This window comes from Pseudomonas sp. B21-035, from assembly GCF_024748945.1.
Classification (GTDB): domain Bacteria; phylum Pseudomonadota; class Gammaproteobacteria; order Pseudomonadales; family Pseudomonadaceae; genus Aquipseudomonas.
The window spans coordinates 1,259,966-1,284,539 of the sequence record NZ_CP087179.1; the positions used below are offsets into that span (position 1 = coordinate 1,259,966).

Consider the following 24,574-nt stretch of genomic DNA (forward strand, 5'->3'; position numbering starts at 1 on the left):
AATGCTTGTAAAGCAACAGGTTGCGCTCGGCGCAACCTGTGCTGCAAGTGGCCACAGTGCGTGGGTTTTTCCGACTTTCGAGCGCTTGTGTGGCTTGCGGGCGCTGTGTATCTTGAGCAGCCTTTTGATCGAAATTACGATCATCACCCAAATTCCGGGATTGGCCCTGCGTGGCAAACCCACTGATTTGCTTACAAAAAAATGAGGAGCACAAGATGCGCGTAATTCTGCTGGGAGCTCCCGGGGCCGGTAAAGGTACTCAGGCAAAGTTCATCACCGAAAAGTTCGGTATTCCACAGATTTCCACTGGCGACATGCTGCGCGCCGCGGTCAAGGCCGGCACCCCGCTGGGCCTGGAAGCCAAGGCGATCATGGACGCTGGCAAGCTGGTCTCCGACGAGCTGATCATCAACCTGGTCAAGGACCGTATTGCCCAGCCTGACTGCGCCAACGGCTTCCTGTTCGACGGCTTCCCGCGCACCATTCCTCAGGCTGAAGCCCTGGTGACTGCTGGCGTCGAGCTGGATGCCGTGGTCGAAATCGCTGTCGAAGACGAAGAAATCGTTCAGCGTATCGCTGGCCGCCGTGTGCACGAAGGTTCGGGCCGCGTTTACCACGTTGTCTACAACCCGCCAAAGGTTGAAGGCAAGGACGACGAAACCGGCGAAGCGCTGGTGCAGCGCAAAGACGACACCGAAGAAACCGTGCGTCATCGCCTGTCGGTCTACCACGACCAGACCAAGCCGCTGGTAGACTTCTACCAGAAGCTGTCGGCTGCCAACGCTGGCAAGCCGAAGTACGCGCATATCGAAGGCGTGGGCTCGGTTGACGCGATCACCGCCAAGGTCCTGGCCGCACTGAGCTGATCGACGCTCGGTAGTGCAGACAACGGCCCGCTTGCGGGCCGTTGTTGTTTATAATGCTGCTCTTTTTTCTTGCCCCTGGAACCCCCGATGACCACCTTGCTGGCCCTCGACACCGCCACCGAAGCCTGCTCCGTTGCCTTGCTGCATGATGGCAAGGTTTCCAGCCACTATGAGGTGATCCCGCGCCTGCACGCGCAGAAGCTGCTGCCGATGATCCAGCAACTGCTGGCCGATGCCGGCGTCACCCTGCAACAGCTCGATGCCATCGCCTTCGGTCGTGGCCCGGGCGCCTTCACTGGCGTGCGCATTGCCATTGGCGTGGTCCAGGGCCTGGCCTTCGCCCTGGAGCGGCCGGTACTGCCGGTGTCCAACCTGGCCGTGCTGGCCCAGCGCGCGATGCGTGAGCAGGGCGTGCAGCAAGTGGCGGCGGCAATCGATGCGCGCATGGACGAGGTCTACTGGGGCTGCTATCGCAACGTTGACGGCGAAATGCGCCTGCAGGGCAAGGAGGCGGTGCTGCCACCGGAGCAGGTGGCCTTGCCCGAGGGTGCCAGCGGCGACTGGTTTGGCGCGGGCACTGGCTGGGGCTATGCCGAGCGCCTGGCGGTCAAGGCCTGCGGCCAGGACGCCAGCCTGCTGCCCCATGCCCAGGACCTGCTGAGCCTGGCGACCTTCGCCTGGCAGCGCGGCGAGGCGATTGCCGCCGACCTCGCGCAACCTGTGTACCTGCGCGACAAGGTGGCCACGCCGAAAGCGCGCTGAGTGCAGTTCGTCGGTTATTCCCAGGCAAAATAAAACCTTTTGCCCGATCTGTGGTCCAGTTATCAATCGGGCATTAGCGAAGGATCAGCGATGCTGCTAAATTGCCATCACTGCTCCTGAGTAATCGCCATGCGCATAGACGGTTTTTCTTCTCAGTCCTACCCCATCAAGCGAGCCCCGCGCAAAGCGCCGGTACGTACCGATGACGTGGACGACGAAGATCTGCCGGGCGAGTTCGAAGTACAGGCGCAAGCCAGCGCCAGCCACGGCCAGGCGCGCACTGGCGGCCTGCCTGCGCGGCCTCAGGACATGATCTTCCCGCGGGCGCGCAACAAGCGCACCGCCCATGCCCTGGCCAGCTACCTGACCACTGCCGGTTTCGTTGACTGGGAGATGGAAGTACTGGGGCTGGACCTGTACATTTGATGGATGAGTCTGTCCACGCTGCCCTATTTTGTCGGTTGTCCGTCCTGGAGTGAAAACGCCTGGCGCGAGTACCTGTACCCGGCCGAGGCTAAAACCAGCGACTTCCTCGGCCTGTATAGCCGGGTCTTCAATGCCGTAGAAGGCAACACCACCTTTTATGCCCGCCCGGCACCGGCGACCATCGAACGCTGGGCGCAGCTGATGCCGGCGCACTTTCGCTTCACCGCCAAGTTCCCCGGCGACATCAGCCACAGCGGTGACCTGCACGCTCAACTGGCCGCCGCCCAGTCCTTCATCGAATTGCTCAAGCCCCTTGGCGCACGGGTTGCGCCGTACTGGCTGCAGTTGCCGGCAACCTTCGGCCCGGCGCGCCTGAGCGAGCTAGTGAGCTTTATCGACGAAGCTGGCGTACCCATCGCCGTGGAGGTGCGCAATGCGGCATTCTTCAGCAAGGGCGAGGAAGAGCGCCTGCTCAACCGCCTGCTGCTTGAGCGTGGTGTGGAGCGCATCTGTCTCGACCCTCGCGCGTTGTTCAGTTGTACTTCACAGACGCCCGAGGTGCTCCACGCCCAGTCGAAAAAGCCGCGCGTGCCGCCTCGCCCGACCGCCTTTACCCAGCACCCGCAGATCCGCTTCATCGGCCACCCGGAGCTGGCCGCCAACGAGCCGTTTCTGCTGCCGTGGCTGGACAAGGTCGCGGCCTGGATCGAGGAGGGGCGCAGCCCCTATGTTTTCCTGCATACTGCCGACAACCGCCTGGCCGCCGCCCTGGCCCGGCGTTTTCATCAAGGCCTGATGGAGCGCCTGCCGGGGCTTGCGGCCTTGCCTGAACTGGACCGCACGCCAGAGGCCGAACAACTCGGCCTGCTCTGAGCGCGTCCTGCCGCCTGCCCGGGAGCCGAGATCATGGATGTGCAAACCCTGCGTGCCGAAGCCTTCAAAGCCCTGCATGAGCGCGATGGCGCCTTTGTCATTCCCAACCCCTGGGATGCCGGCTCGGCCAAGCTGCTGGCCAGCCTCGGCTTCGAGGCGTTGGCCACCACCAGCGCCGGCCTGGCGTTCTCCCTGGGGCGGCCAGATGCCGAAGGGGCGATGAGCCTGGATGAAACCCTGGTCAATGCCCGCGCCATTGTCGATGCCACGGCATTGCCGGTGGCTGCCGACCTTGAGAACGGTTTCAGCGACGACCCCAAGGGCTGTGCCGAGGCGATCCTGCAGGGCGCCGCCATTGGCCTGGTGGGCGGCTCGATCGAGGATGCCAGCGGCAATGCCGACGAGCCAATCTACAGCTTCTATCACGCCGTGGAGCGGGTCGAGGCGGCCGTCACCGCCGCGCGCAGCCTGGACTTTCCGTTCATGCTCTGTGCCCGCGCGGAAAACCTGCTGCACGGGCGCATGGACCTGGACGACACCATCGCCCGCCTGCAGGCCTTCGCCGAAGCCGGTGCCGATGTGCTGTATGCGCCGGGCTTGCGTACGGCCGAGGAGATCCGTCGGGTGGTCCAGGCGGTGGCGCCGAAGCCGGTCAATGTGCTGATGGGCCTGAGCGGTGTGCGCTTGAGTTTTGCCGACGTTCAAGCGCTGGGGGTCAAGCGCATCAGCGTCGGCTCATCGCTGGCGCGGGCCGCCTATGGGGCGTTTTTCAACGCTGCGCAGCAGATTCATGATCAAGGCTGTTTTGACTACGCCGACCAGGCGCTGTCGTTCGACCAGCTCAACCAGTTGTTCAGGCGCTGATCGACCATGCGCAAAGGATTGCTCGCGGTACTGTGTCTGATTCTGCTCGTTGCACTGGGTGCTGCCTGGCGCCTGGGCTGGCATCTGCCGGATGCCTGGAACCCCTGGGCGGTGCTGGATGTGCGCCAGCCGCCGAACTTGCTTACGCCGTATAAATTGGGCCGCCTTGAGGATGATCCGCAGCTGTGCGAGCAGGCCCTGGCCACCTCCAGCCTGCGCTACCGCAAGCAGGCCGACAGCCCCGCCAATGCGCCGTGCCCCCTGGAAAACGTGGTGCGCGTCGAAGGCTCGTCGGTGCGCCTGAGCAGCAGCTTTCTCGCCAGTTGCCCCTTGGCGGTGGCTTATGCGCTGTTCGAGCGCCACGCTCTGCAACCGGCGGCACAGCGCGCCTTTGCCCAGCCGGTGGTGCAGGTCGATCACCTGGGCAGCTTTGCCTGTCGCAACATGTACAACCGCAAGAATGGCCGCCTGAGCCAGCACGCCACGGCCAATGCCCTGGATATCGCCGGCTTTCGCCTGGCGGACGGGCAGCGTATCCAGTTGCTCAAGGACTGGCCGGGCGAGGGCGTCAAAGCGAAGTTTTTAAGGGATGTGCACGCCAGTGCCTGCGACAGTTTCAACACGGTGCTGGGGCCTGAGTACAACGCCGCGCATCGCAATCACTTTCACCTGGACATGGGCTTCTGGCAGATCTGCCGCTAAGGCTCAGGCGGCGATGCGCACGTTGTTCAGCACCACCGGGCGAGCCCAGCGGTTGTCGAAGTCCAGCTGCGATTGCTGCACGGCCATGGTGGCGTCGTCGAAGGGCTCCGGCGCCTTGTCCAGCAGGTCCATCTCGAATTCGGCGATCGGCAGGTACAACGGTTTGGCCTGTGGTGCCGGGCCGGGTTCGGGCAGCGGGTGGCCCTGGCTCATGACTACCGGGCGTACCCAGGTGTTGCTGATATCCAGCTGGCGCTGTTGCTCGATGAGTTCGGCGGCGCTGAACGGCGGCGCGAGTTTTTCCAGCAGCTCCGGCTCAAGCTCGGCGATTGGCAGGAACAGCGGCTCTGGCGGGGCCAGTTCGGTGTCGTGCACATCGCACAGGCGCTGGTTGTGGATCTGCGCCAGCACCTGGCTGCCGCCCAGCGGCTCGCCGGTGACCTTGTCGAACTGCTCGGTGGCCACGGCCTTGGCCGCGTCCTCTTGACCTTGCTGCTCAGCCAGGGCGCGGGCAAAAAAATCCTGCCACAGGTGGCTGACGCCGCCCAGTGCCTGGGTATTGTGCCGGCCATAGTCGCCGACGGGCGAGATATAACCTGAGTTGAGCTGAAGAATGTCGGTCATGGCAGTCGCAGAGGGTGCTGGTCTGGCAAAATAGCGAATACTTCGTATATCGGCCGCGGCCGACGATCATTTAATTTTTTTGAGTACAGGATTTGATGGTGGAGCAACTGGCTGACGGCGGCATCCGGGTCGAGGCATTGACGGCCGATTATCAGGCCCAGGCTGGCGAGTGGGCGCGGCGTCTGGGATTGCCGCTGAGCGATGACAATGCAGGCTTTGCCGTGCAGATCGGCGCCGATGGCCTGCAGATCCAGCAGCTCGGTGCGCAGGCGCCGGGGCCGGTGCGGGTGGATTTTGTCGAAGGCGCGGCGGCGCACCGGCGGGTGTTCGGCGGCGGCAGCGGGCAGATGATCGCCAAGGCCGTGGGCGTCGCCCAGGGCGTGCGCCCGCAGGTGCTCGATGCCACGGCGGGGCTGGGCAAGGACGCTTTCGTGCTGGCGAGCCTCGGTTGCCAGATGACCCTGATCGAGCGCCAGCCGCTGGTCGCGGCCTTGCTCGAAGACGGCCTGGCCCGCGCCCGCAGCGATGCCGAGGTGGGCCCGATCGTTGCGCGCATGCAACTGCTCACCGGCAATGCCATCGAGCGTATGCGCAACTGGCAGGGTGAGCCGCCGCAGGTGATCTACCTCGACCCGATGTTCCCTCATCGCGACAAGAGCGCCCTGGTAAAAAAGGAAATGCGCGTGTTCCGCCCGCTGGTTGGTGACGACCTCGACGCCCCGGCGCTGCTCGAAGCCGCCCTGGCCCTGGCCAGCCACCGGGTGGTGGTCAAGCGCCCGCGCAAGGCGCCGATCATCGACGGGCCCAAGCCCAGCCACTGCCTGGAAGGCAAATCCAGCCGCTACGACATCTATCCGAAAAAAGCCCTCAAGGCTTAAGGTCGGTAAGCGCGCATGAACAGCGCCACCACTTCTTGCACATGGGCCTCGGAGGCCTCGGCATCCAGCGCCGGGGCATAGCCGAGCAACAGGCGGAAGTTGGCCGCGCCCTTGAGCAGGCAGAAGAAGTGCTCGGCGGCGTTGGCCGGCAATTCAATGCGCAGCAGCCCGCGGGCATCCACCTGGCGCAGCAGCGCCTCCATCTCGTGCAGCACCCGCAACGGGCCGGCCTCGAAGAAGATCTGGCTGAGTTTCGGGTCCTGATTGCCCAGGGCCATGATCAGCCGGTGCAGCTTGACCGACAGGTCGCTGCTGATCAGCGCCTGAAAGCCGCGGCCGATCTTCAGCAGCACCTGTTCCAGCGGAACCCCTTCAGGCAGCTCGAAAATCAGCTCGGGCAACTGCGCCGTGCAGGTGGCGACCACTGCCGAAGAGAACAGCGTCTCCTTGTCGGTAAAGTGGCTGTAGACCGTGAGTTTTGACACACCTGCCGCTGTCGCGACCGCATCCATGCTGGTGTTGGCATAGCCAAGGGTTAGAAACAGCGCCTTGGCTGCCTCGAGAATGGCCTGGCGTTTTGCCAGGTCCTTGGGCCGGCCGGGGCCGGTAGCAGCGGTGACTTTGGGCATGAGTGAAAAGTTACATATTCCAGTAAGTGCACATGGTACATCGCGACCGGCATTTCGGCGGGCAAAAATCGACGCGCTGCTCCCGGCGTAAATATGGGATTTCTCGCGCAGGCCTGCTTCCCCGCTCCGGTTCCCTGATTTAATATACCCGCCAGTATAAATATTCAAAGCGCCATTCGCGAAAGGTCATCCATCATGTTGCGCCATGCCTTGCCCCTCGCTTTGCCCGTTGGTCTCGTGCTGTTGCTTGCTGCCTGCGGGCAGGAAAGCGCACCGCAGACTTCCCTTCGTCCGGCCATGGTGGTGCAGCCGCAGCCGGCCAGCGCCGCCGCCGACAGCTACCCCGGCGAGGTGCGTGCGCGCTTCGAGCCGGAGCTGGCGTTCCGCATCGGTGGCAAGGTCAGCAAGCGCCTGGTCGAGGAGGGGCAGCGGGTCAAGGCCGAACAGCCACTGGCCGAACTCGACCCCCAGGATGTGCGCCTGCAACTGGAAGCCAGCCGTGCCCAATTGGCCGCTGCCGAAGCCAACCTGAACCTGGTCAAGGCCGAGCGCGACCGCTACAAGACCCTGCTCGACCGGCAGATGGTCAGCCATTCGCAATACGACAACGCCGAAAACCTCTACCGTGCTGGCCTGGCCCGGCTCAAGCAAGTGCGCGCCGAGTTCGACGTCGCCGGCAACCAGGCAGAATATGCCGTATTGCGCGCGTCCCAGGACGGCGTGATCGCCAAGCGCCAGGTTGAGGTGGGCCAGGTGGTGGCTGCGGGGCAGACGGTGTTCACCCTGGCCGCCGATGGCGAGCGCGAAGTGCTGATCGGCCTGCCTGAGCAGAATTTTGGCCGCTTCAAGGTCGGCCAGACGGTGGCGGTGGAGCTCTGGTCGCAACCGGATCAACGCTTCAATGGCCGGATTCGCGAACTGTCGCCTTCGGCCGACCCGCGCTCGCGAACCTTCGCTGCGCGCATCGCCTTTACCGCCGGCAAGGTGCCGGCCGAGCTTGGGCAAAGCGCCCGGGTGTACATCCAGCACGCCGAGAACATTCCCCTGGCGGTGCCGCTCTCGGCGCTGACCGCAGAAAACGGCCAGACCTACGTCTGGCGTGTCGATGCCAACAACACCCTCAAGCGCGTACCGGTGCGGGTGGGTGCCTACGGTGAAAACAGCGTGCCAGTGCTCGAAGGCCTGAATGCCTCGGACTGGGTGGTGGCGGCCGGCGTGCATGTGCTCCAGGAAGGGCAGCAGGTTCGTCCGGTGGACCGGTCCAATCGTGTGGTGAATCTGGCGGCCAAGGAGTAAGTCCCGATGGGTTTCAACCTTTCCGCCTGGGCCCTGCGCAATCGGCAGATCGTGCTGTTCCTGATGATTTTGCTGGCTGTGGTCGGCGCGCTGTCCTACACCAAGCTGGGGCAGAGCGAAGACCCTCCGTTTACCTTCAAGGCCATGGTCATTCGCACCAACTGGCCAGGGGCCAGCGCCGAGGAAGTCTCACGCCAGGTCACCGAGCGTATCGAAAAGAAGCTGATGGAAACCGGCGAGTACGAGAAGATCGTCTCGTTCTCGCGGCCCGGTGAATCGCAGGTCACCTTTATGGCCCGCGACTCGATGCATTCGGCCGATATCCCCGAGCTCTGGTACCAGATCCGCAAGAAGGTTGCCGATATCCGCCACACCTTGCCGCAGGGTATCCAGGGGCCGTTCTTCAACGATGAGTTCGGCACCACCTTCGGCAATATCTACGCGCTGACCGGTGACGGCTTCGATTACGCCGTGCTCAAGGACTACGCCGACCGCGTGCAGATCCAGTTGCAGCGGGTCAAGGATGTCGGCAAGGTCGAGCTGCTTGGCCTGCAGGACGAGAAGATCTGGATCGAGCTGTCCAACCTCAAGCTGGCCACCCTCGGCCTGCCCCTGGCAGCGGTGCAACAGGCGCTGGAAGAACAGAACGCGGTGAGCACCGCAGGCTTCTTCGAGACGCCGAGCGAGCGCCTGCAACTGCGGGTCAGCGGGCGCTTTACCACGGTCGAGCAGATCCAGCAGTTCCCGATCCGGGTCGGTGACCGCACTTTCCGTATCGGCGATGTTGCCGAGGTGCGCCGGGGCTTCAACGATCCGCCCGCGCCGCGCATGCGCTTCATGGGCGAGGACGCCATCGGCCTGGCGGTGTCGATGAAGGCTGGCGGTGACATTCTGGTGCTGGGCAAGGCGCTGGAAACCGAGTTCGCCCGCATTGCCCACAACCTGCCGGCCGGCATGGAGCTGCGCAAGGTCTCCGACCAGCCAGCGGCGGTGAAGACCGGCGTCGGCGAGTTCGTTCAGGTGCTGGTTGAAGCGCTGGCCATTGTCTTGCTGGTGAGCTTCTTCTCGCTGGGCATGCGCACCGGCCTGGTGGTGGCCCTGGCCATTCCGCTGGTGCTGGCGATGACCTTTGCCGCCATGTACTACTTCGGCATCGGTTTGCACAAGATCTCCCTCGGCGCGTTGGTGCTGGCCCTAGGCTTGCTGGTGGATGATGCGATCATTGCCGTGGAGATGATGGCGATCAAGATGGAGCAGGGTTTCGACCGGTTCAAGGCCGCCAGCTACGCCTGGACCAGCACCGCCTTCCCGATGCTCACCGGCACCCTGATCACCGCCGCAGGCTTCTTGCCGATTGCCACCGCGCAATCCGGCACGGGTGAATACACCCGTTCGATCTTCCAGGTGGTGACCATCGCCTTGCTCGCCTCCTGGGTTGCCGCGGTGGTGTTCGTGCCGTACCTGGGTGAGCGGTTGTTGCCTGACCTGGCCAAGCTGCATGCGGCCAAGCACGGCACCGCCGAAGGCGGCCCTGACCCTTACGGCACGCCGTTCTACCAGCGCGTGCGGCGCCTGGTGGGCTGGTGCGTGGAGCGGCGCAAGACGGTGATCGTGGCGACCATCGCGCTGTTTGTCGGCAGCATCTTGCTGTTCCGTTTCGTGCCCCAGCAGTTCTTCCCGGCTTCCGGGCGCCTGGAACTGATGGTCGATCTGAAGCTGGCCGAAGGCGCCTCGCTGAGCAACACCGCCGATCAGGTCAAGCGCCTGGAAGCGCTGCTCAAGGAACGCGCCGGCATCGACAACTATGTGGCCTATGTCGGCACCGGCTCGCCGCGGTTCTACTTGCCACTCGACCAGCAACTGCCGGCGCCGAGTTTCGCCCAGTTCGTGGTGCTGGCGAAAACCATCGAGGAGCGCGAACAGCTGCGTAGCTGGCTGATCGCAACCCTCGACGAGCAGTTCCCCGACCTGCGTTCGCGGGTCACGCGCCTGGAAAACGGCCCGCCGGTGGGTTACCCGGTACAGTTCCGGGTCACTGGTGAGCACATCGAGCAGGTGCGTGCCCTGGCCCGCAAAGTGGCCGCCAAGGTGCGCGAGAACCCCCACGTGGTCAACGTTCACCTGGACTGGGAAGAGCCGAGCAAGGTGGTCTACCTGAACATCGACCAGGACCGCGCCCGCGCCCTGGGGGTGAGCACGGCGAACCTGGCGAAGTTCCTGCAAAGCTCGCTGACCGGCTCGGCGGTCAGCCAGTTCCGCGAGGACAACGAGCTGATCGAGATCCTCCTGCGCGGTACCCAGCAGGAGCGCAGCGAGCTTGCCAACCTGCCGAGCCTGGCGGTGCCTACCGACAATGGCCGTAGTGTGGCGCTGTCGCAGGTGGCAACCCTGGAATACGGCTTTGAAGAAGGCGTGATCTGGCACCGCAACCGCCTGCCCAACGTCACCGTGCGCGCCGACATCTATGGCAAGGAACAGCCGGTCACCCTGGTCAAGCAGATCCTGCCGACCCTGGACCCGATACGTGCCGAGCTGCCCGATGGCTACCTGCTGGACGTGGGTGGCACAGTGGAGGACTCCACTCGCGGGCAGAAATCGGTGAACGCCGGGGTGCCGTTGTTCATCGTCGTGGTCCTGACCCTGCTGATGCTGCAACTGCGCAGCTTCTCGCGCACGGTGATGGTGTTCCTCACCGCGCCCCTGGGATTGATCGGCGTGACCCTGTTCCTGCTGGTGTTCCGCCAGCCGTTCGGTTTTGTCGCGATGCTCGGGACCATCGCCCTGTCGGGGATGATCATGCGCAACTCGGTGATCCTGGTCGATCAGATCGAGCAGGACATCGCTGCCGGGCTGGACCGCTGGCAGGCGATTATCGAGGCGACAGTAAGGCGCTTCCGGCCAATCGTGCTGACCGCCCTGGCGGCGGTGCTGGCGATGATCCCGCTGTCACGCAGCGTGTTCTTCGGGCCGATGGCGGTGGCGATCATGGGTGGCTTGATCGTGGCGACGGCGTTGACGCTGTTGTTCCTGCCGGCGCTGTATGCGGCGTGGTTCAGGGTCAGAAAGAGCAGTTGAGAGCTACAAGCGGCAAGCTGCAAGAGGTGCTGTTCACACTGCTTGTGGCTTGCCGCTTGAAGCTTGTAGCTGGCGCTTACAGCGCGCCAAACACCTTCTTGGCAATGCTGGTAGCTGCCGCCGCCGGGTTCTGGCGGATGGTTTCTTCTTGCTTGGCAATCATCTCGAACAGGCCGTTGAGCGCTTGTTCGGTCACGTAGCCTTCGACGTTGGCGTTCTTGGCATCGAGCACGCCCAGGGTCGCTGCTTGCCCGGCAAAGTTGTTGTACTGCTGGGCCAGGCCGACCTGGTCGGTGGCTTTCTTGACGATCGGCAGGAACTTGGCGCGGATCTGCTCGCGGCTGGTTTTGCTCAGGTATTGGGTAGCCGAGTCGTTGCCGCCGCTGAGGATGCCCTTGGCATCGTCCACGGTCATCTTCTTCACGGCATCCACCAGCAGCGCCTGGGCTTGCGGCACGGCGGCCTCGGCGGCCTTGTTCATGCTGGTTTCCAGCTGATCGACCTGGGCGCCCATGCCGAAGGCTTTCATCTTCTTGGCGACTTTGCCCAGGTTGCCGGGCAGTTCGATGCGCACATCCGGGTTATTGCTGAAGCCACCCGGGGTACCCAGTTGTTTCACCGCTACCTGGGCACCCTGGGTCAGGGCGTCTTTGAGGCCGGTGGAGGCATCTTTTTGCGAGAGGTTGCCGAGCGACAGCGCCAGGGCGCTGGCCGACAGCAACAGGCCGGCGCACAGGCCGGTGAAGGTTAGAGCGGGGCGGAACATGGCAGCATCCTTATACGAAGGAAAAACAATCAATCAACGAACGGCATCGACCTTGATGCGTACCGGCTGCGGGTCGTTGCCATCAAGTTGCACGCCATGGTGCTCGGTGTTGATGAACAGCAGCTTGCCGTCCAGTTCGATCCGCGCGCTCACTGCATAGCGGTGGCCGGGCTTGACCTGGGCCGGGTCGTAGCTCAGGTGGAAGGGCAGCGGCACATTGCCTTTGACCGGGCCGCTCTGGCTGGCCAGGGTAACGGCGGGGGCGTCCATCAGCGACACGTCCTGCAGGGCCACGCTCAGGGTGGCGGCAGGCGGCAGGGCGATGCGTTGCAGGTAGAAGACCTCGCCGTCGAGGCTGGCCTTGGGGGCTTCAGGGGTGCTGCTGCACGCGGCCAGCAGGCTGCCAAGAAGGATCAGGGACAGTTTTTTCATCAGTAGCTCCTTAGCGCCGGCGCCGCGGTTGCGGTCGCCAGGCGGTTCGATTCGTGTTGCTCCAAAGGCACTGGCCAGTATGGCCTATACCGCAGTTTCGGTGGCTTCTTCGCTGCGCTGCAGGGCGACCTGGCGAATCGACAGGCGCACCTCTGCCGACAGCACGCGCTTGGCCGCGCCCTCGGCCAGTTCGCTGAGTTTTTCGTGGTAGCCAAGTTTGCCGTTGCTGTCCGGGCGCAATACGCCTTGTTCGATCTGGGTCTGGATGAAGTGGCGGAACAGGGTCTTGTCGAAGAACTCCGGGGCGTTCAGGCCATGCAGAATCGACAGGCGCTGGGCCATGATCACGCACAGGTCTTCCAGCTCTTCGGCGCTCAGGGTGTGCTGGCCGCTGTTGAGCAGCAACGCGGTAGCCATGTAGAAGCGCTGCAGGGTCTGGGTGATGGCCCGGGCCAGCAAGGTCAGCAGCACGAACTGCCGCGAACTCGGTGCCGGGCGCAGGTACACGCCGTTCTCGAAGCGCAGCAGGCCCTGTTCGACGAAGGCCTCCAGCCACTGGTCGACCACCGCGTCCAGCTCATCGAGCTCCCAGCGAATGAACAGCTCCGATTGCAGGTACGGGTACAAGGCCCGGGTGTACTGCAGGATCAGTTCGCGGCTCATCCGCGAGCTGCTCTGGAAGAAGCTCGCCAGCAAGGCTGGCAGGGCGAAGATGTGCAGCACGTTGTTGCGGTAGTAAGTCATCAGGACGGCGTTCTGCTCGTCCAGGTAGAGGATTTTGCCCAGCGCATCGCTTTGCTCGGCCAGCAGGTCCATGCCCTTGACGTGGCTGATCAGCGCCAGGCCATCGCCTTCAGGCAGGGTGGTGTGCGGCGAGTAGGGCACCTTGCGCAGCAGCGCCAGGTACAGGTCCAGCACCCGCGCCAGGGCGCGCTCGTCCAGGGCCAGGCGGCTGGTGGAGAGCAGCGCCAGGGCCACCAGGTTGACCGGGTTGATCGCCGCCGCCTCGTTCAGGTGCTGGGCGACTTTCTCGCCCAGGCGCGAGGTGGTTTCGTTGAGCCAGGCCGGGCGGAACTGCGGGCCGTGCTCCTGTTCGCGCCAGCCGGGTTGCTGCTGGTCAAGGAAGGCGCCGAGGCGGATCGGCTCGCCGAAGTTGACCGCCACCTGGCCGAAGCGCTGCTTGAGCGCACCGATGACCTTGAAGATGTCGAAGATCGATTCTTTCTTCTTGCTCGCCCCGCGCAGCTCGCCCAGGTAGGTGCGGCCTTCGAGCACCCGTTCATAACCGATGTACACCGGCACGAAGACGATTGGCGTGCGCGAGGAGCGCAGGTAGCTGCGCAGGGTAATGGCGAGCATGCCGGTTTTCGGCTGGAGCATGCGCCCGGTGCGCGAGCGGCCGCCTTCGACGAAGTACTCGACCGGGAAGCCCTTGGTGAACAGGGTGTGCAGGTATTCGTTGAACACCGCGGTGTACAGCGGGTTGCCCTTGAACGTGCGGCGCATGAAGAACGCCCCGCCACGGCGCAGCAGGCCGCCGATCACCGGCATGTTGAGGTTGATGCCGGCGGCGATGTGCGGCGGGGTCAGGCCGTTGCGAAACAGCAGGTAGGACAGCAGCAGGTAGTCGATATGGCTGCGGTGGCACGGCACATAGATGACTTCGTGGCCCGGGGCGATGCCCTGCACCTGCTCGATGTGGTTGACCTTGATGCCGTCGTAGATCTTGTTCCAGAACCAGCTCAGCACCACTTCGAGGAAGCGGATGGCGGTGTAGGTGTAGTCCGAGGCGATCTCGTTGCCGTAGCGCAGGGCCTGGGCTTCGGCTTTGGCCAGCGGGATCTTCTCGCGTTCGGCTTCATCGGCGATGGCCTGGCGCACCAGCGGGTCGTGGACCAGGCCCTTGACCAGGTTGCGGCGGTGGGAGATGTCCGGGCCGATGACGGCGGTCTTGAGGTTGCGAAAGTGCACCCGCAGCAGGCGCTGGGCCATGCGCACGGTGCGCTCGTGGCCCTTGTTGTGCTGCACCAGCTCGCGCAGGTGGATCGGCGCCGAGAACTGCACGCGGGTCTTGCGCCCCAGGATCAGCACGGTGAGCAAGCGCCGCAGGCGCCCGGTAACCGCCCAGCTGTCGGCAAACAGCAGCTTCCACGGGCTGGATTCGCTGGCCGGCGACTGGCCCCAGAACACGCTGACCGGGATGATCTGCGCGTCTTCTTCGGCATGCTGGCTGATGGCGTTGACCAGCCGTGCCAGGGTCGGCGGGGCGCCGCGCTTGTCCTGGCGGCCGAGCCAGTCGGGCTCCGGGGTCAGGTAGAAGAACGCTGCCGGCTCGTGCAGGGTGCCGACGGCGACCGGCAGCACCGGGCGTGGCAGCCCGGCTTTGGTGCATTCGCGGTCGAGCACCGCAAGGTCGGTGAGCGACGGCGACTGCAGGGCGTAAAACACCGGCCGGCTGCGATCCAGGTTCAGGGTAAAGGATGACTGGTTGATGGTCTCGGAGCGAACCCACAGGTACAACAGGCGACGCAGGGCGCCGAAGATCAGGCGGCGCAAGGGGGAACGGGTCATACGGTGTGTGCTCTGGATGAGATTTTTGAGTATTTGCTCAGTCGACTAGTGTGCCGTATCTGCGCAAGTTCAGCAAAAAGCGCCCCGGTCATGAAAATTAATTTAAGTGTGTCATATACTCGGTCCGCCGCTTGCAAGAGATTTGTGCAAGCTGCGTCGGCAGGGGGCCGTGACCCCTCTGCATGCAAGGCGATTCCAAAATAAAAATCCGGAGTAGTGCAGATGTCGTCTCGTGAGACTGGAAGTGTAAAGTGGTTCAATGACGCAAAAGGTTACGGTTTCATTCAGCGTGAAGGTGGCGCGGACGTGTTCGTTCACTACCGTGCCATCCGCGGGGAGGGGCATCGCACCCTGCTCGAGGGGCAGCAGGTCGAATACAATCTGACTCAGGGCCAGAAAGGCTTGCAGGCAGAAGACGTAGTCGGTCTGTAAGCGCCGGGCCACAAGCCTCGAGCCTGGGCCCACCAGCGAAAAGGCCCGCCGCCGGACGACCGGGGCGGGCCTTTTCGAAGACAGTTTTCAGCTGGTCCGCCAGGTGATTTCCTCTTCACCGTCGGCACTGATGCGGATCCAGCGATCGGCATCTTCTTCACCTTCTTCCTCGACCCAACTGCCCGGTGCACAGCGCACTTCGACGTTCAGCGCGGCAAAGGCTGCGCGTGCGCAGGCAATGTCATCATCCCACGGGGTCTGGTCGCTCTCCAGGTAAAGACTGTTCCATTTGCCCACAGCCTTCGGTAACCAGGTAACTGGAATGTTACCGGCCCTGCACTTGTAGGTCTGGCCTTTCTGCTGCCAGTCGCTGCACGGGCCAAGCGCTTCGCTGAGCCAGGCAGCGATCTGCTTGTGGTCGACCTCGGCGTCTTTCAGGTAGATCTCGATATCGGGTTGGCGCATAGGGGCTCCGGGTGCGCTCAGTCTTGGCGCACAAAATAATCGTAACGCATCGATACCGTGACCTCGAAAGGCTCGGCCTGGTCGATGACGCGCGCGCGTTTCTCGGCGCTGGCACGCCAGCCATGAGGGGTCATGGCCAGCAGGTCGGCGCGGGCCTTGCCGTCGGCAAGGCTCAGGCGCAATTTCAGGGTTTCGCTATGGGCGTGATGCATGCCCTCGGGGACCAGCGCCAGGTGCTTGTCGTCGCTGTAGTCGCGTACTTCATCGTAGAGCTTGTGGCGCAGTTCGATCAGGTGCTCGTTGGTCGGGCCGACGCGCATCAGGCCGCCGCCGGGGCTCAGCAGGCGCAGGGCCTCTTGCCAGTCCAGCGGGCTGAAGACACTGGCGAGGAACTGGCAACTGCCATCGGCCAGCGGTACCCGGGCCATGCTTGCCACCAGCCAGGTCAGCGCCGGGTTGCGCTTGCAGGCGCGCTTGACCGCCTCGCGGGAGATGTCCAGGGCATAACCGTCCGCCTCGGGCAACGCCTGGGCGATTTGCGCGGTGTAGTAACCCTCGCCACAGCCGATGTCCAGCCAGCGCGCGGGTGCGCGTTCGGCGGCAAGCTCAGCCAGGCGGCGGGCCACCGGGGCGTAATGGCCGGCGTTGAGAAAGTCGCGGCGGGCCTCGACCATGGCCTGGTTGTCGCCCGGGTCACGGCTGTTCTTGTGCTGCACCGGCAACAGGTTCAGGTAACCCTGGCGGGCACGGTCGAAACGGTGGCCGGCCGGGCAGGCCACGCCATTGTCGAGGGTGCTCAGCGCGGCGCTGCAGATCGGGCAGGTGAGCATCAGGCAAGCAACCGGGTCAGGGTCTGGTAGTAGATCTCGGTCAGCACATCGAGGTCGCTGGCCAGGATCCGCTCGTTGACCTGGTGAATGGTGGCGTTGACCGGGCCCAGCTCGACCACCTGGGTGCCGAGGGTGGCGATGAAGCGCCCGTCGGAGGTGCCGCCGCTGGTCGATGCCTTGGTCTCACGGCCGGTGACCGCCTTGATGCTGGCCGACACTGCGTCGAGCAAATCGCCCGGCTCGGTCAGGAACGGCAGGCCCGACAGCGCCCAGTCCACGTGCCAGTCGAGCTGGTGCTTGTCGAGGATGGCGGCAACCCGCTGCTGCAGGCCTTCGACCGTCGACTCGGTAGAGAAGCGGAAGTTGAACAGCGCGGTCAGCTCGCCCGGTACCACGTTGGTGGCGCCGGTGCCGGAATTGAGGTTGGAGATCTGGAAGCTGGTCGGCGGGAAGAACGCATTGCCTTCGTCCCAGTGTTCGGCAGCCAGCTCTGCAAGTGCCGGAGCGGCCAGGTGGATCGGGTTCTTGGCCAGGTGCGGATAGGCCACGTGGCCCTGTACGCCGCGCACCGTGAGCTTGGCGCCGAGCGAGCCGCGACGGCCGTTCTTGACCACGTCACCGACCAGGCTGGTGCTCGACGGCTCGCCGACGATGCACCAGTCCAGGCGCTCGTTGCGCGCGGCCAGGCGCTCGACCACGGCCTTGGTGCCGTGGTGGGCCGGGCCTTCTTCATCACTGGTGATCAGGAAGGCGACCTTGCCGCGATGGTTGGGGTAGTCGGCGACGAAGCGCTCGGTGGCCACTACCATGGCGGCCAGGCTGCCTTTCATGTCAGCCGCGCCACGCCCGCAGAGCATGCCGTCGGCATCGATCAGGGCATCGAACGGATCGTTCTGCCAGGCCTGCACCGGGCCGGTCGGGACCACGTCGGTATGGCCGGCGAAGCACAGCACTGGGCCTTCCTGGGTGCCATGGGTGGCCCAGAAATTGTCGACGTCTTCGATGCGCATCGGCTCAAGCATGAAACCAGCATCGCCCAGGCGTTGCATCATCTGTTTCTGGCAGTCGAAGTCCAGCGGGGTAACCGACGGACGGCGAATCAGGTCGCAGGCCAGTTCAAGGGTAGGCGAGAGGTCGGCTGGGGCCGTCATGGGGAGCTCCGGGGCAAGGCAGGGCACGAATTCGAGGGGGGTTATCTTATAGCAATTCAGAGTCCTGTAGGAGCGGCGCACCGCCGCTCCTACAGGTTATCTCAAGGCTCAGGAAGCCTGGGCCGGCTGCGCGGCATCCACAGGCTTTGGCAGTGACGACAGCATGGCCATGATCAGCGCCGCCAGGTAGGGCAGCGACTGCACCAGCAGCATGGTCACCCAGAAGCGCATGTCGTTGCTCGGCAGGCCCTGGACCAGGTAGATCCCGGCCGCTGCGCCCCACAGCAGCAACATGATGAACAGCTCTTCACGGGCCTCTGACAGCGCCACCAGCAAGCCATGGCTGTCGGCGTTCTTCGGCGTGCGGAAGAACGGGATGCTGCTGGTGAAGAAGCCGTACAGCACTGCCTTGGCGATGGTGTGCGACAGCGCCAGGCCGGCCAGGGCCGCGGCGAAGGCGTCCTTGAGGTTCACGCCCACCGCGCGGCGGTAGAGGAACACGATCTTGCCGACCTTGAACACGAACAACGCCAGCGGCGGAATCGCGAAGATCAGCAGCGGCGGGTCGACCCGCTGCGGCACGATGATCATCGCCGCCGACCACAGCAGGGCGCCGACGGTGAAGAAGATGTTCATGCCATCGGCGATCCACGGCAGCCAGCCGGCGAGGAAGTGGTAGCGCTGGCCACGGGTCAGTTCCGAGTCCTTGCCGCGCAACAGGCTTGCGGCATGGCGCTTGATGATCTGGATGGCGCCATAGGCCCAGCGAAAGCGCTGCTTCTTGAAGTCGATGAAGGTGTCGGGCATCAGGCCTTTGCCATAGCTCTCGTGGGAATACGCCGCCGAGTAGCCTTTCTCGAACACCCGCAGGCCCAGTTCGGCGTCTTCGCAAATACACCAGTCGGCCCAGCCCAGCTCTTCGAGTACCGAACGGCGGGTCATGGTCATGGTGCCGTGCTGGATGATTGCGTCACGGTCGTTGCGGGTGACCATGCCGATATGGAAGAAGCCTTTGTATTCGCTGTAGCAGAGCTTCTTGAAGGTGCTTTCGTTCTGGTCGCGGTAATCCTGGGGCGATTGCACCACGGCGATCTTCGGATCGGCGAAGTGCGGCACCATGTGCTTGAGCCAGTTGCGATCGACGCAGTAGTCCGAGTCGATGACCGCAATCACTTCGGCGTCCTTGGCGGTGTGCGGAATCAGGTAGTTCAGCGCGCCGCCCTTGAAGCCGGCCAGGGGCGCGACGTGGAAGAACTTGAAGCGCTCGCCAAGCATTTCGCAGTGCGCCTTGATCGGCTCCCAGACCGCCGGGTCCTTGGTGTTGTTGTCGATGATCAGGACTTCGTAGTCCGGGTAGTCCAGCGCGGCCAGGGCGTTGAGGGTCTGTTTGACCATCTCTGGCGGCTCGTTGTAGCACGGCACATGCACCGAGACTTTCGGTCGGTACGCGGCGTCGGCCTGCACCGGCAGGAACTCCCGGCGGCGCTTGTGAATCCACACCGCTTCGGCCAGTTCATGGGCCTCGGTGAGCAGCACGATAAACACGCCAAGGGCGCCGAGGGCGAGCAAAAAGCCCACGGTGAGGCTGAACCAGGTGCTGTATTGCTGGCTGTAATCGTAGCCGATCCACACCAGCACCGAACCGCAGAGGAAGGCAATGAAGGTCAGGAAGGTGCGCCCGCGCTGGCGCAGGGCCGAGCCGTCGATCAGCAGCAGGGTCAGCGAGAGCATCGCCAGCACCACCGAGCCGACCGCCAGCACACGCCATTGCGGAATGGCCACCACCGGGCCTTCGAAGTTGAATTTCTGCTGGCGGGCAGCGTTGAACACGCCCCAGTAGGCACCCACCGAGCCTTCGTCGCTGGCCTTCCACGGCTGGTCGTAGGCTTCGATGACAAAGTAGTTGTAGCCCTGGCGGTTGAGTTTGTTGACCAGGGTGCGCAGGTAGATGGCCTGGTCTGCCGGGGTGGCATCGGCACCGCCGCGCATGCGGCCGTTGCTCGGCCAACCGACTTCAGACAACAGCAGCGGTTTGCGTGGGAATTGCTGCTTCAGATCGCGGGCACGATCCAGTACGAACTGGCCGGCATCCTTCATCGGGATGAACTCCCAGTACGGCAGGATGTGCGCAGCTACCAGGTCGGCATGCTTGGCCAGCTCCGGGTGTTCTTTCCAGATGTGCCACTGTTCACTGGTGGTCACCGGGACTTTTACTGCCGCGCGCACGCGGTCCATGTACTGGATCAGTGCTTCGGGGGTGATTTCCTTGCGAAACAGCGCTTCGTTGCCGACCATCACCCGCACCACGCTGCGCGAGCTGTTGGCCAGTTCGATGGCTTTGTCGATTTCCCGTTCGTTGCGCTCAAGGTCCGGGCTGATCCACACCCCCAGGGTCACGCGCAGGCCGAACTCTTCGGCCAGGCGCGGAATCTCGGCCTGGGTACCTTCCACCGTATAGATGCGGATGCTGTCGGTCAGCTTGCTGAGCTGTTCGAGGTCCTGGCGCAGTTCGTCCTCGCTGGGGTACTGGCCCTTTTGCGGGCTTTCGCCCTGGCGGAACGGCGAATAGGAGAAACCGGAAATCTGCTCCGGCCAGTTGGGGGCGGAAACCGGGCGGTTGATCAGCGCCCAGAACCCGGTGAATAGCGCGGCGATAGCCATGACTATTACCAGGTTGATACCAAATTTACGCGATGACATAGATAGTTCGGGTTCCGAAAGGTGGAACGGGCGGGCGCCATGAGGCGCGAATCCTGCGTGCTTCCTGCTCAGATTGTGTAAGAACAGGTCGGTGGCAGAAGATTGGATTGGCTTCAGGAGCTGAAGTTCTTAGCCCGTACTTTTGTCGTCCAAGTCTTTGGATTGCATAGGACATTAAAGCAGGATTACAACTGCCTTGACCAATGCATGACTCGGGTGGCGGCCACGGCAGGGTGTCATCGCACCCCAAGAGGCCTATAATACGCGCCGGTTTTTTCGGGGTTGGGCCATGAGTACAGAAGATCCACGCTTTGCCGGTGTCGCCCGGTTATACGGTGACAACGGCCTGCAGCGCCTGCGCGAGGCCCATGTGGCTATCGTCGGTATCGGCGGGGTCGGCTCCTGGGCGGCCGAAGCCATGGCCCGCAGCGGCGTGGGCGAAATATCGCTGTTCGACCTCGATGATGTCTGCGTCAGTAATACCAACCGCCAGCTGCATGCCCAGGAAGGCAATATCGGCCGGGCCAAGGCCGAGGTCATGGCCGAGCGCCTGCGGGCCATCAACCCGGCGTGCAAGGTGCATGCGGTGGTGGATTTCGTCACCAAGGAAACCCTGCCCGAGTATATCGGCGAACACATCGACTGTGTGATTGACTGCATCGACAGCGTCATGGCCAAGGCCGCGCTGATCGGCTGGTGCAAGCGCCACAAAGTCACCATCATCAGCACCGGAGGCGCCGGCGGGCAGATCGATCCAACCCAGATCCGCGTCGCCGACCTGAACAAGACCTTCAACGATCCGCTGGCCTCGCGGGTGCGTTCGACCTTGCGCCGCGACTATGGCTTTTCCCGCACGGTAACCCGCAACTACAGCGTGCCCTGTGTGTTTTCCACCGAACAGCTGCGCTACCCCAAGGGTGACGGCAGCGTCTGTCTGCAGAAGAGTTTTGTTGGCGAAGGGGTTAAGCTGGACTGCTCAGGCGGCTTCGGCGCGGTGATGATGGTCACCGCGACCTTCGGCATGGTCGCCGCCAGCAAAGCGGTGGAAAAGCTTGTGGCCGGCGCTCGGCGCCCGTCCGAGCGCCAGGCTCAGACACCTGCGGCAAGCTGAGCCATGCGTTGCAGCACGGCGTTCAGGCCGTTGCTGCGCGAGGGTGAGAGCTGGCGGCCCAGGCCTAGCTGGTTGAACCAGGCGGGCAGGTCCAGTTGCGCAAGCTCAGCGCTGGACAGGCCCTCGACCCGCACCAGCAGCAGCGCCAGCAAACCGCGGATGATCCGTGCATCGCTGGCGCCTTTGAAGCGCCACTGACCATCTTGCTGTGCCGCCACCAGCCAGACCTGGCTTTCGCAGCCATGGACTCGGTTCGCTTCGGACTTTTCTTCTTCGCTCAAGGGCACCAGGTGCTCGCCCCATTGCATCAGCAGGCGCGCGCGTTGTTCCCAGCCGGCTGCTTGTGAGAACGAGTCGAGGGCTTGCTGCGCAGCGACAGGCAGGCTCATCGCAGCAGCTCCAGGGCCTGATCCAGGGCGTCGAAGAAGCGTTGCAGGTCGTCGGAGTCGTTGTACAAGCCCAGCGATACGCGGATGGCACCGTCCAGGCCGAGGCTTTTCAGCAACGGCATGGCGCAGTGATGGCCGGCGCGTACGGCGATGCCCTGTTCGGTGAGCATGTGGGCCAGGTCAGCGTTGTGCACGCCCTCGACCACGAAACTGGCCAGGGCCACTTGCGGCTGACCGAGCAGGCGGATGCCTTCGCGGTCGTTGAGGCCACGCAGCAGGTGGCGGTGCAGGCCGGCTTCATGCTCGGCAACAGCATTGGCATCCAGGCCGGCCAGGTAATCGAGGCTGGCCCCGAGGCCGATGACGCTGGCAATCGGCGGCGTACCGGCTTCAAAACCCAGGGGCGCCGGGCGAAAGCTGGCGCTGTGGTAGTCGGCGACCTGGACCATCTCGCCGCCGAACTGCCAGTGTCGCAGGCGCGTCAGGGCTTCACTGCGGCCGTAGAGCACACCGACACCGTCCGGGCCATAGAGCTTGTGGCTGGAGAACACGTAGAAATCGCAGCCCAGCTGGCGAACGTCGTGACGGCCGTGGACCACGCCCTGGGCACCGTCGACCACGGTTAGTGCACCTTGGGCCTGGGCATGGGCCAGCAGGGGCTCCAGCGGCTGCCAGGCGCCGAGGACATTGGACAGCTGGCTGACCGCCAGCACCCGGGTACGCGGGCCAATCAGTTGCAGGGCAATGTTCAGATCGATCAGGCCGCGGTTGTCCAGTGGCAGCACCACCAGCTTGAGCCCACGACGCTGGGCCAGCTGTTGCCAGGGCAGCAGGTTGGCATGGTGTTCGAGGGCGCTGATGGCAATTTCGTCACCGGCCTCGAACAGCGGCTCAAGCCCGTAGGCGAGCAGGTTCAGGGCCGAGGTGGCGCCGTGGGTGAAGACAATCTGCTGGCTGTCGGCGGCGTTCAGCCAGCCGGCGACCTTGTCGCGGCTGCGTTCGAAGGCCTGGGTAGCCAGGGCGCCGGGCAGGTGTTGGGCACGGTGCACATTGGCAGCACCATGGCCGTAATAGTGGCTCAGGGCATCGAGCAGGAGTTGCGGTTTTTGCGTGGTAGCGGCGCTGTCCAGGTAGGTCTGGTGCTGGCGTTGCAGGGCGTCGATGGCTGGGAAGTCAGCGCGCCAGGGGGAGGGCTGGAACATGATGATCGGACCTGAAAATCGGGCCTGGCGTTAGGCCAGACCCGATGGTACCACTTAGTTGTGGGCGTGCAGCGCTTCGTTCAGCTCGATGGCCGACTTGTGGGTCTTGCACTCCACTGCGCCGTTGAGCGAGTTGCGGCGGAACAGCAGGTCGGTCTGCCCAGCCAGGTCGCGGGCTTTGACCACCTTGACCAGCTGGTTGTTCTCGTCCAACAGGTTCACCTTGGTGCCAGCGGTGATGTACAGGCCGGCTTCGACGGTGTTGCGATCGCCCAGTGGAATGCCGATACCGGCGTTGGCGCCGATCAGGCAGCCTTCGCCAACCTTGATGACGATGTTGCCGCCACCGGACAGGGTGCCCATGGTCGAGCAGCCGCCGCCCAGGTCCGAACCCTTGCCGACGAAGACGCCCGCGGAAACACGGCCTTCGATCATGCCCGGGCCTTCGGTGCCGGCGTTAAAGTTGACGAAGCCTTCGTGCATGATCGTGGTGCCTTCGCCGATGTAGGCACCCAGGCGCACACGGGCGCTGTCGGCGATACGCACGCCGGCAGGGACGACGTAGTCGGTCATTTTCGGGAACTTGTCTACCGAGAATACTTCCAGCAGCTCGCCCTTCAGGCGCGCTTCCAGTTGCTGCTCGGCAAGCTCGGCCAGGTCGACGGCGCCCTGGCTGGTCCAGGCAACGTTTGGCAGCAGCGGGAAGATCCCGGCCAGGTTCAGGCCATGTGGCTTGACCAGGCGGTGCGAGAGCAGGTGCAGCTTCAGGTAGGCTTCCGGGGTGGAAGTCAATGCGGCGTCTTCGGCCAGCAGGGTGACCACCAGCGGCTTGTTGCTTTCGGCCAGGCGGGTCAGCAGTGCGGCCTGGGCAGCATCGACACCCTTGAGGGCTTCGGCCAGCTGCGCGGCCTGGCTGGTGCTGAAGGCGATCGCCTGGTTGCCGCCTTCATAGCCCAGGACCGGGGCGATGGCCGCGACCAGCTCGGCAGCCGGGTTGATCAGCGGTTGGGCGTAGAAGACTTCCAGCCAGGCGCCTTGACGGTTCTGGGTGCCGACACCGAAGGCCAGGCTGAACAGGGTAGTGGACATGCAGTTACCTCTTGCGAAATTGAATGAAAGCTCGGCGCCGGGTTACTGAAGGGCGGCCGCGTACAAATCAGGCTTGAAGCCGACCAGGGTCCGCTTGCCGAGGTCGAGCACAGGGCGCTTGATCATCGACGGCTGGGCCAGCATCAGTTCGATGGCCTTGGCCTGGTCGAGATCGGCCTTCTGGGCGTCGTCGAGCTTGCGGAAGGTGGTGCCGGCGCGGTTGAGTACCGTTTGCCAGCCATGTTCATCGCACCAGCGCTCAAGGCTTGCACGGTCGATGCCCTGGGCCTTGTAGTCGTGGAAATCGTAGCCCAGGCCCTGCTCTTCGAGCCAGGTGCGGGCTTTCTTCATGGTGTCACAGGCCTTGATTCCATAAAGGTGCAATGGCGTGTCGCGTTTGGTCATGTCTTGCCCCCCTGGGAAAAAATGGTGAAGGATTAT

The 24,574-nt window shown here is 63.9% G+C and carries 25 protein-coding genes; 12 read left to right on the forward strand and 13 right to left on the reverse strand.

Translation table 11 applies throughout. From position 1 onward, the window contains the following. Nucleotide 1: 1 nt before the first annotated feature. The 7 genes from LOY22_RS05685 to LOY22_RS05715 all read left to right on the forward strand — a co-directional run bounded on the left by LOY22_RS05685 (nucleotide 2) and on the right by LOY22_RS05715 (nucleotide 4,493). On the forward strand, nucleotides 2-205 hold the full coding sequence (locus LOY22_RS05685) for a hypothetical protein (RefSeq protein ID WP_093386719.1): 204 nt from the start codon (nucleotides 2-4) through the stop codon (nucleotides 203-205). Nucleotides 206-215: 10 nt separating this feature from the next. Next, nucleotides 216-866 (forward strand): adenylate kinase, encoded by a 651-nt coding sequence (adk, locus tag LOY22_RS05690; RefSeq protein ID WP_045193658.1) that lies wholly within the window; start codon nucleotides 216-218, stop codon nucleotides 864-866. A gap of 87 nt (nucleotides 867-953) precedes the next feature. Further along, a complete protein-coding gene (tsaB, locus tag LOY22_RS05695) occupies nucleotides 954-1,628 on the forward strand; it encodes a tRNA (adenosine(37)-N6)-threonylcarbamoyltransferase complex dimerization subunit type 1 TsaB (protein WP_045193657.1) in 675 nt (224 codons plus the stop codon). Nucleotides 1,629-1,757: 129 nt separating this feature from the next. Then, entirely contained in the window at nucleotides 1,758-2,054 is a 297-nt protein-coding gene (locus tag LOY22_RS05700; protein WP_045193656.1) for a hypothetical protein, read from the forward strand. A gap of 3 nt (nucleotides 2,055-2,057) precedes the next feature. Continuing rightward, on the forward strand, nucleotides 2,058-2,927 hold the full coding sequence (locus LOY22_RS05705) for a DUF72 domain-containing protein (protein ID WP_258596780.1): 870 nt from the start codon (nucleotides 2,058-2,060) through the stop codon (nucleotides 2,925-2,927). A gap of 33 nt (nucleotides 2,928-2,960) precedes the next feature. Continuing rightward, nucleotides 2,961-3,791 (forward strand): oxaloacetate decarboxylase, encoded by an 831-nt coding sequence (locus LOY22_RS05710; RefSeq protein ID WP_213602233.1) that lies wholly within the window; start codon nucleotides 2,961-2,963, stop codon nucleotides 3,789-3,791. 6 nt (nucleotides 3,792-3,797) lie between these two features. Next, nucleotides 3,798-4,493, forward strand: coding sequence for an extensin family protein (locus LOY22_RS05715; protein WP_093386713.1), 696 nt, complete (start codon nucleotides 3,798-3,800; stop codon nucleotides 4,491-4,493). A 3-nt stretch (nucleotides 4,494-4,496) separates the two neighbouring features. On the opposite strand, the gene LOY22_RS05720 is transcribed toward LOY22_RS05715, so the two are convergent. Continuing rightward, entirely contained in the window at nucleotides 4,497-5,117 is a 621-nt protein-coding gene (locus tag LOY22_RS05720) for an energy transducer TonB (RefSeq protein WP_258596791.1), read from the reverse strand. A 95-nt stretch (nucleotides 5,118-5,212) separates the two neighbouring features. Here LOY22_RS05720 and LOY22_RS05725 point away from each other — a divergent pair, with 95 nt between their 5' ends. Further along, nucleotides 5,213-5,995 (forward strand): class I SAM-dependent methyltransferase, encoded by a 783-nt coding sequence (locus LOY22_RS05725; protein ID WP_258596793.1) that lies wholly within the window; start codon nucleotides 5,213-5,215, stop codon nucleotides 5,993-5,995. On the opposite strand, the gene LOY22_RS05730 is transcribed toward LOY22_RS05725, so the two are convergent. After that, on the reverse strand, nucleotides 5,992-6,624 hold the full coding sequence (locus LOY22_RS05730) for a TetR/AcrR family transcriptional regulator (protein WP_045193651.1): 633 nt from the start codon (nucleotides 6,622-6,624) through the stop codon (nucleotides 5,992-5,994). The genes LOY22_RS05725 and LOY22_RS05730 overlap by 4 nt on opposite strands. A gap of 195 nt (nucleotides 6,625-6,819) precedes the next feature. On the opposite strand from LOY22_RS05730, the gene LOY22_RS05735 reads away from it, so the two are divergent. Together LOY22_RS05735 and LOY22_RS05740 are read left to right on the forward strand one after the other, a co-directional pair. Continuing rightward, nucleotides 6,820-7,920, forward strand: coding sequence for an efflux RND transporter periplasmic adaptor subunit (locus LOY22_RS05735; protein WP_045193650.1), 1,101 nt, complete (start codon nucleotides 6,820-6,822; stop codon nucleotides 7,918-7,920). A 6-nt stretch (nucleotides 7,921-7,926) separates the two neighbouring features. Beyond that, complete coding sequence (locus LOY22_RS05740) at nucleotides 7,927-10,995, forward strand: efflux RND transporter permease subunit (RefSeq protein WP_045193649.1); 3,069 nt, start codon at nucleotides 7,927-7,929, stop codon at nucleotides 10,993-10,995. A 76-nt stretch (nucleotides 10,996-11,071) separates the two neighbouring features. On the opposite strand, the gene LOY22_RS05745 is transcribed toward LOY22_RS05740, so the two are convergent. The 3 genes from LOY22_RS05745 to plsB all read right to left on the reverse strand — a co-directional run bounded on the left by LOY22_RS05745 (nucleotide 11,072) and on the right by plsB (nucleotide 14,764). Then, nucleotides 11,072-11,761: a DUF4197 domain-containing protein gene (locus LOY22_RS05745; protein ID WP_258596795.1), complete on the reverse strand. Its 690-nt coding sequence runs from the start codon at nucleotides 11,759-11,761 to the stop codon at nucleotides 11,072-11,074. Between the two features lie 33 nt (nucleotides 11,762-11,794). Next, complete coding sequence (locus LOY22_RS05750; RefSeq protein WP_038996762.1) at nucleotides 11,795-12,193, reverse strand: YbaY family lipoprotein; 399 nt, start codon at nucleotides 12,191-12,193, stop codon at nucleotides 11,795-11,797. Nucleotides 12,194-12,277: 84 nt separating this feature from the next. After that, the gene (gene plsB, locus LOY22_RS05755; protein WP_045193647.1) at nucleotides 12,278-14,764 is read right to left on the reverse strand and encodes a glycerol-3-phosphate 1-O-acyltransferase PlsB; all 2,487 of its coding nucleotides are present in this window, start codon (nucleotides 14,762-14,764) and stop codon (nucleotides 12,278-12,280) included. A gap of 222 nt (nucleotides 14,765-14,986) precedes the next feature. On the opposite strand from plsB, the gene LOY22_RS05760 reads away from it, so the two are divergent. Continuing rightward, nucleotides 14,987-15,196 carry a cold-shock protein gene (locus tag LOY22_RS05760; RefSeq protein WP_038996759.1) on the forward strand — a complete coding sequence of 70 codons (210 nt, stop codon included), beginning with the start codon at nucleotides 14,987-14,989 and terminating at the stop codon, nucleotides 15,194-15,196. Nucleotides 15,197-15,283: 87 nt separating this feature from the next. On the opposite strand, the gene LOY22_RS05765 is transcribed toward LOY22_RS05760, so the two are convergent. The 4 genes from LOY22_RS05765 to LOY22_RS05780 form a co-directional block, all read right to left on the reverse strand. Beyond that, on the reverse strand, nucleotides 15,284-15,661 hold the full coding sequence (locus LOY22_RS05765) for a hypothetical protein (RefSeq protein ID WP_093386702.1): 378 nt from the start codon (nucleotides 15,659-15,661) through the stop codon (nucleotides 15,284-15,286). A 17-nt stretch (nucleotides 15,662-15,678) separates the two neighbouring features. Then, the gene (locus LOY22_RS05770) at nucleotides 15,679-16,491 is read right to left on the reverse strand and encodes a putative RNA methyltransferase (protein WP_093386699.1); all 813 of its coding nucleotides are present in this window, start codon (nucleotides 16,489-16,491) and stop codon (nucleotides 15,679-15,681) included. Then, nucleotides 16,491-17,642 (reverse strand): succinyl-diaminopimelate desuccinylase, encoded by a 1,152-nt coding sequence (gene dapE / locus LOY22_RS05775; RefSeq protein ID WP_010224867.1) that lies wholly within the window; start codon nucleotides 17,640-17,642, stop codon nucleotides 16,491-16,493. Before dapE ends, LOY22_RS05770 begins: the two co-directional genes overlap by 1 nt. A gap of 108 nt (nucleotides 17,643-17,750) precedes the next feature. After that, nucleotides 17,751-20,342 carry a glycosyltransferase gene (locus LOY22_RS05780; protein WP_093386695.1) on the reverse strand — a complete coding sequence of 864 codons (2,592 nt, stop codon included), beginning with the start codon at nucleotides 20,340-20,342 and terminating at the stop codon, nucleotides 17,751-17,753. A gap of 289 nt (nucleotides 20,343-20,631) precedes the next feature. On the opposite strand from LOY22_RS05780, the gene tcdA reads away from it, so the two are divergent. Continuing rightward, on the forward strand, nucleotides 20,632-21,453 hold the full coding sequence (gene tcdA / locus LOY22_RS05785) for a tRNA cyclic N6-threonylcarbamoyladenosine(37) synthase TcdA (protein WP_045193641.1): 822 nt from the start codon (nucleotides 20,632-20,634) through the stop codon (nucleotides 21,451-21,453). On the opposite strand, the gene LOY22_RS05790 is transcribed toward tcdA, so the two are convergent. Genes LOY22_RS05790 through LOY22_RS05805 form a run of 4 tightly spaced genes read right to left on the reverse strand, consistent with a single transcriptional unit; the run spans nucleotide 21,432 to nucleotide 24,538 of the window. Continuing rightward, nucleotides 21,432-21,842 (reverse strand): SufE family protein, encoded by a 411-nt coding sequence (locus LOY22_RS05790; RefSeq protein WP_093386692.1) that lies wholly within the window; start codon nucleotides 21,840-21,842, stop codon nucleotides 21,432-21,434. The two genes, tcdA and LOY22_RS05790, sit on opposite strands and share 22 nt — an antisense overlap. Further along, the gene (locus LOY22_RS05795; RefSeq protein WP_258596801.1) at nucleotides 21,839-23,044 is read right to left on the reverse strand and encodes an aminotransferase class V-fold PLP-dependent enzyme; all 1,206 of its coding nucleotides are present in this window, start codon (nucleotides 23,042-23,044) and stop codon (nucleotides 21,839-21,841) included. The genes LOY22_RS05790 and LOY22_RS05795 overlap by 4 nt, the downstream gene beginning before the upstream one ends. 54 nt (nucleotides 23,045-23,098) lie before the next feature. Then, a complete protein-coding gene (gene dapD / locus LOY22_RS05800) occupies nucleotides 23,099-24,133 on the reverse strand; it encodes a 2,3,4,5-tetrahydropyridine-2,6-dicarboxylate N-succinyltransferase (RefSeq protein ID WP_045193637.1) in 1,035 nt (344 codons plus the stop codon). Between the two features lie 42 nt (nucleotides 24,134-24,175). Next, the gene (locus LOY22_RS05805; protein ID WP_093386686.1) at nucleotides 24,176-24,538 is read right to left on the reverse strand and encodes an ArsC family reductase; all 363 of its coding nucleotides are present in this window, start codon (nucleotides 24,536-24,538) and stop codon (nucleotides 24,176-24,178) included. Between the last annotated feature and the right edge of the window lie 36 nt (nucleotides 24,539-24,574).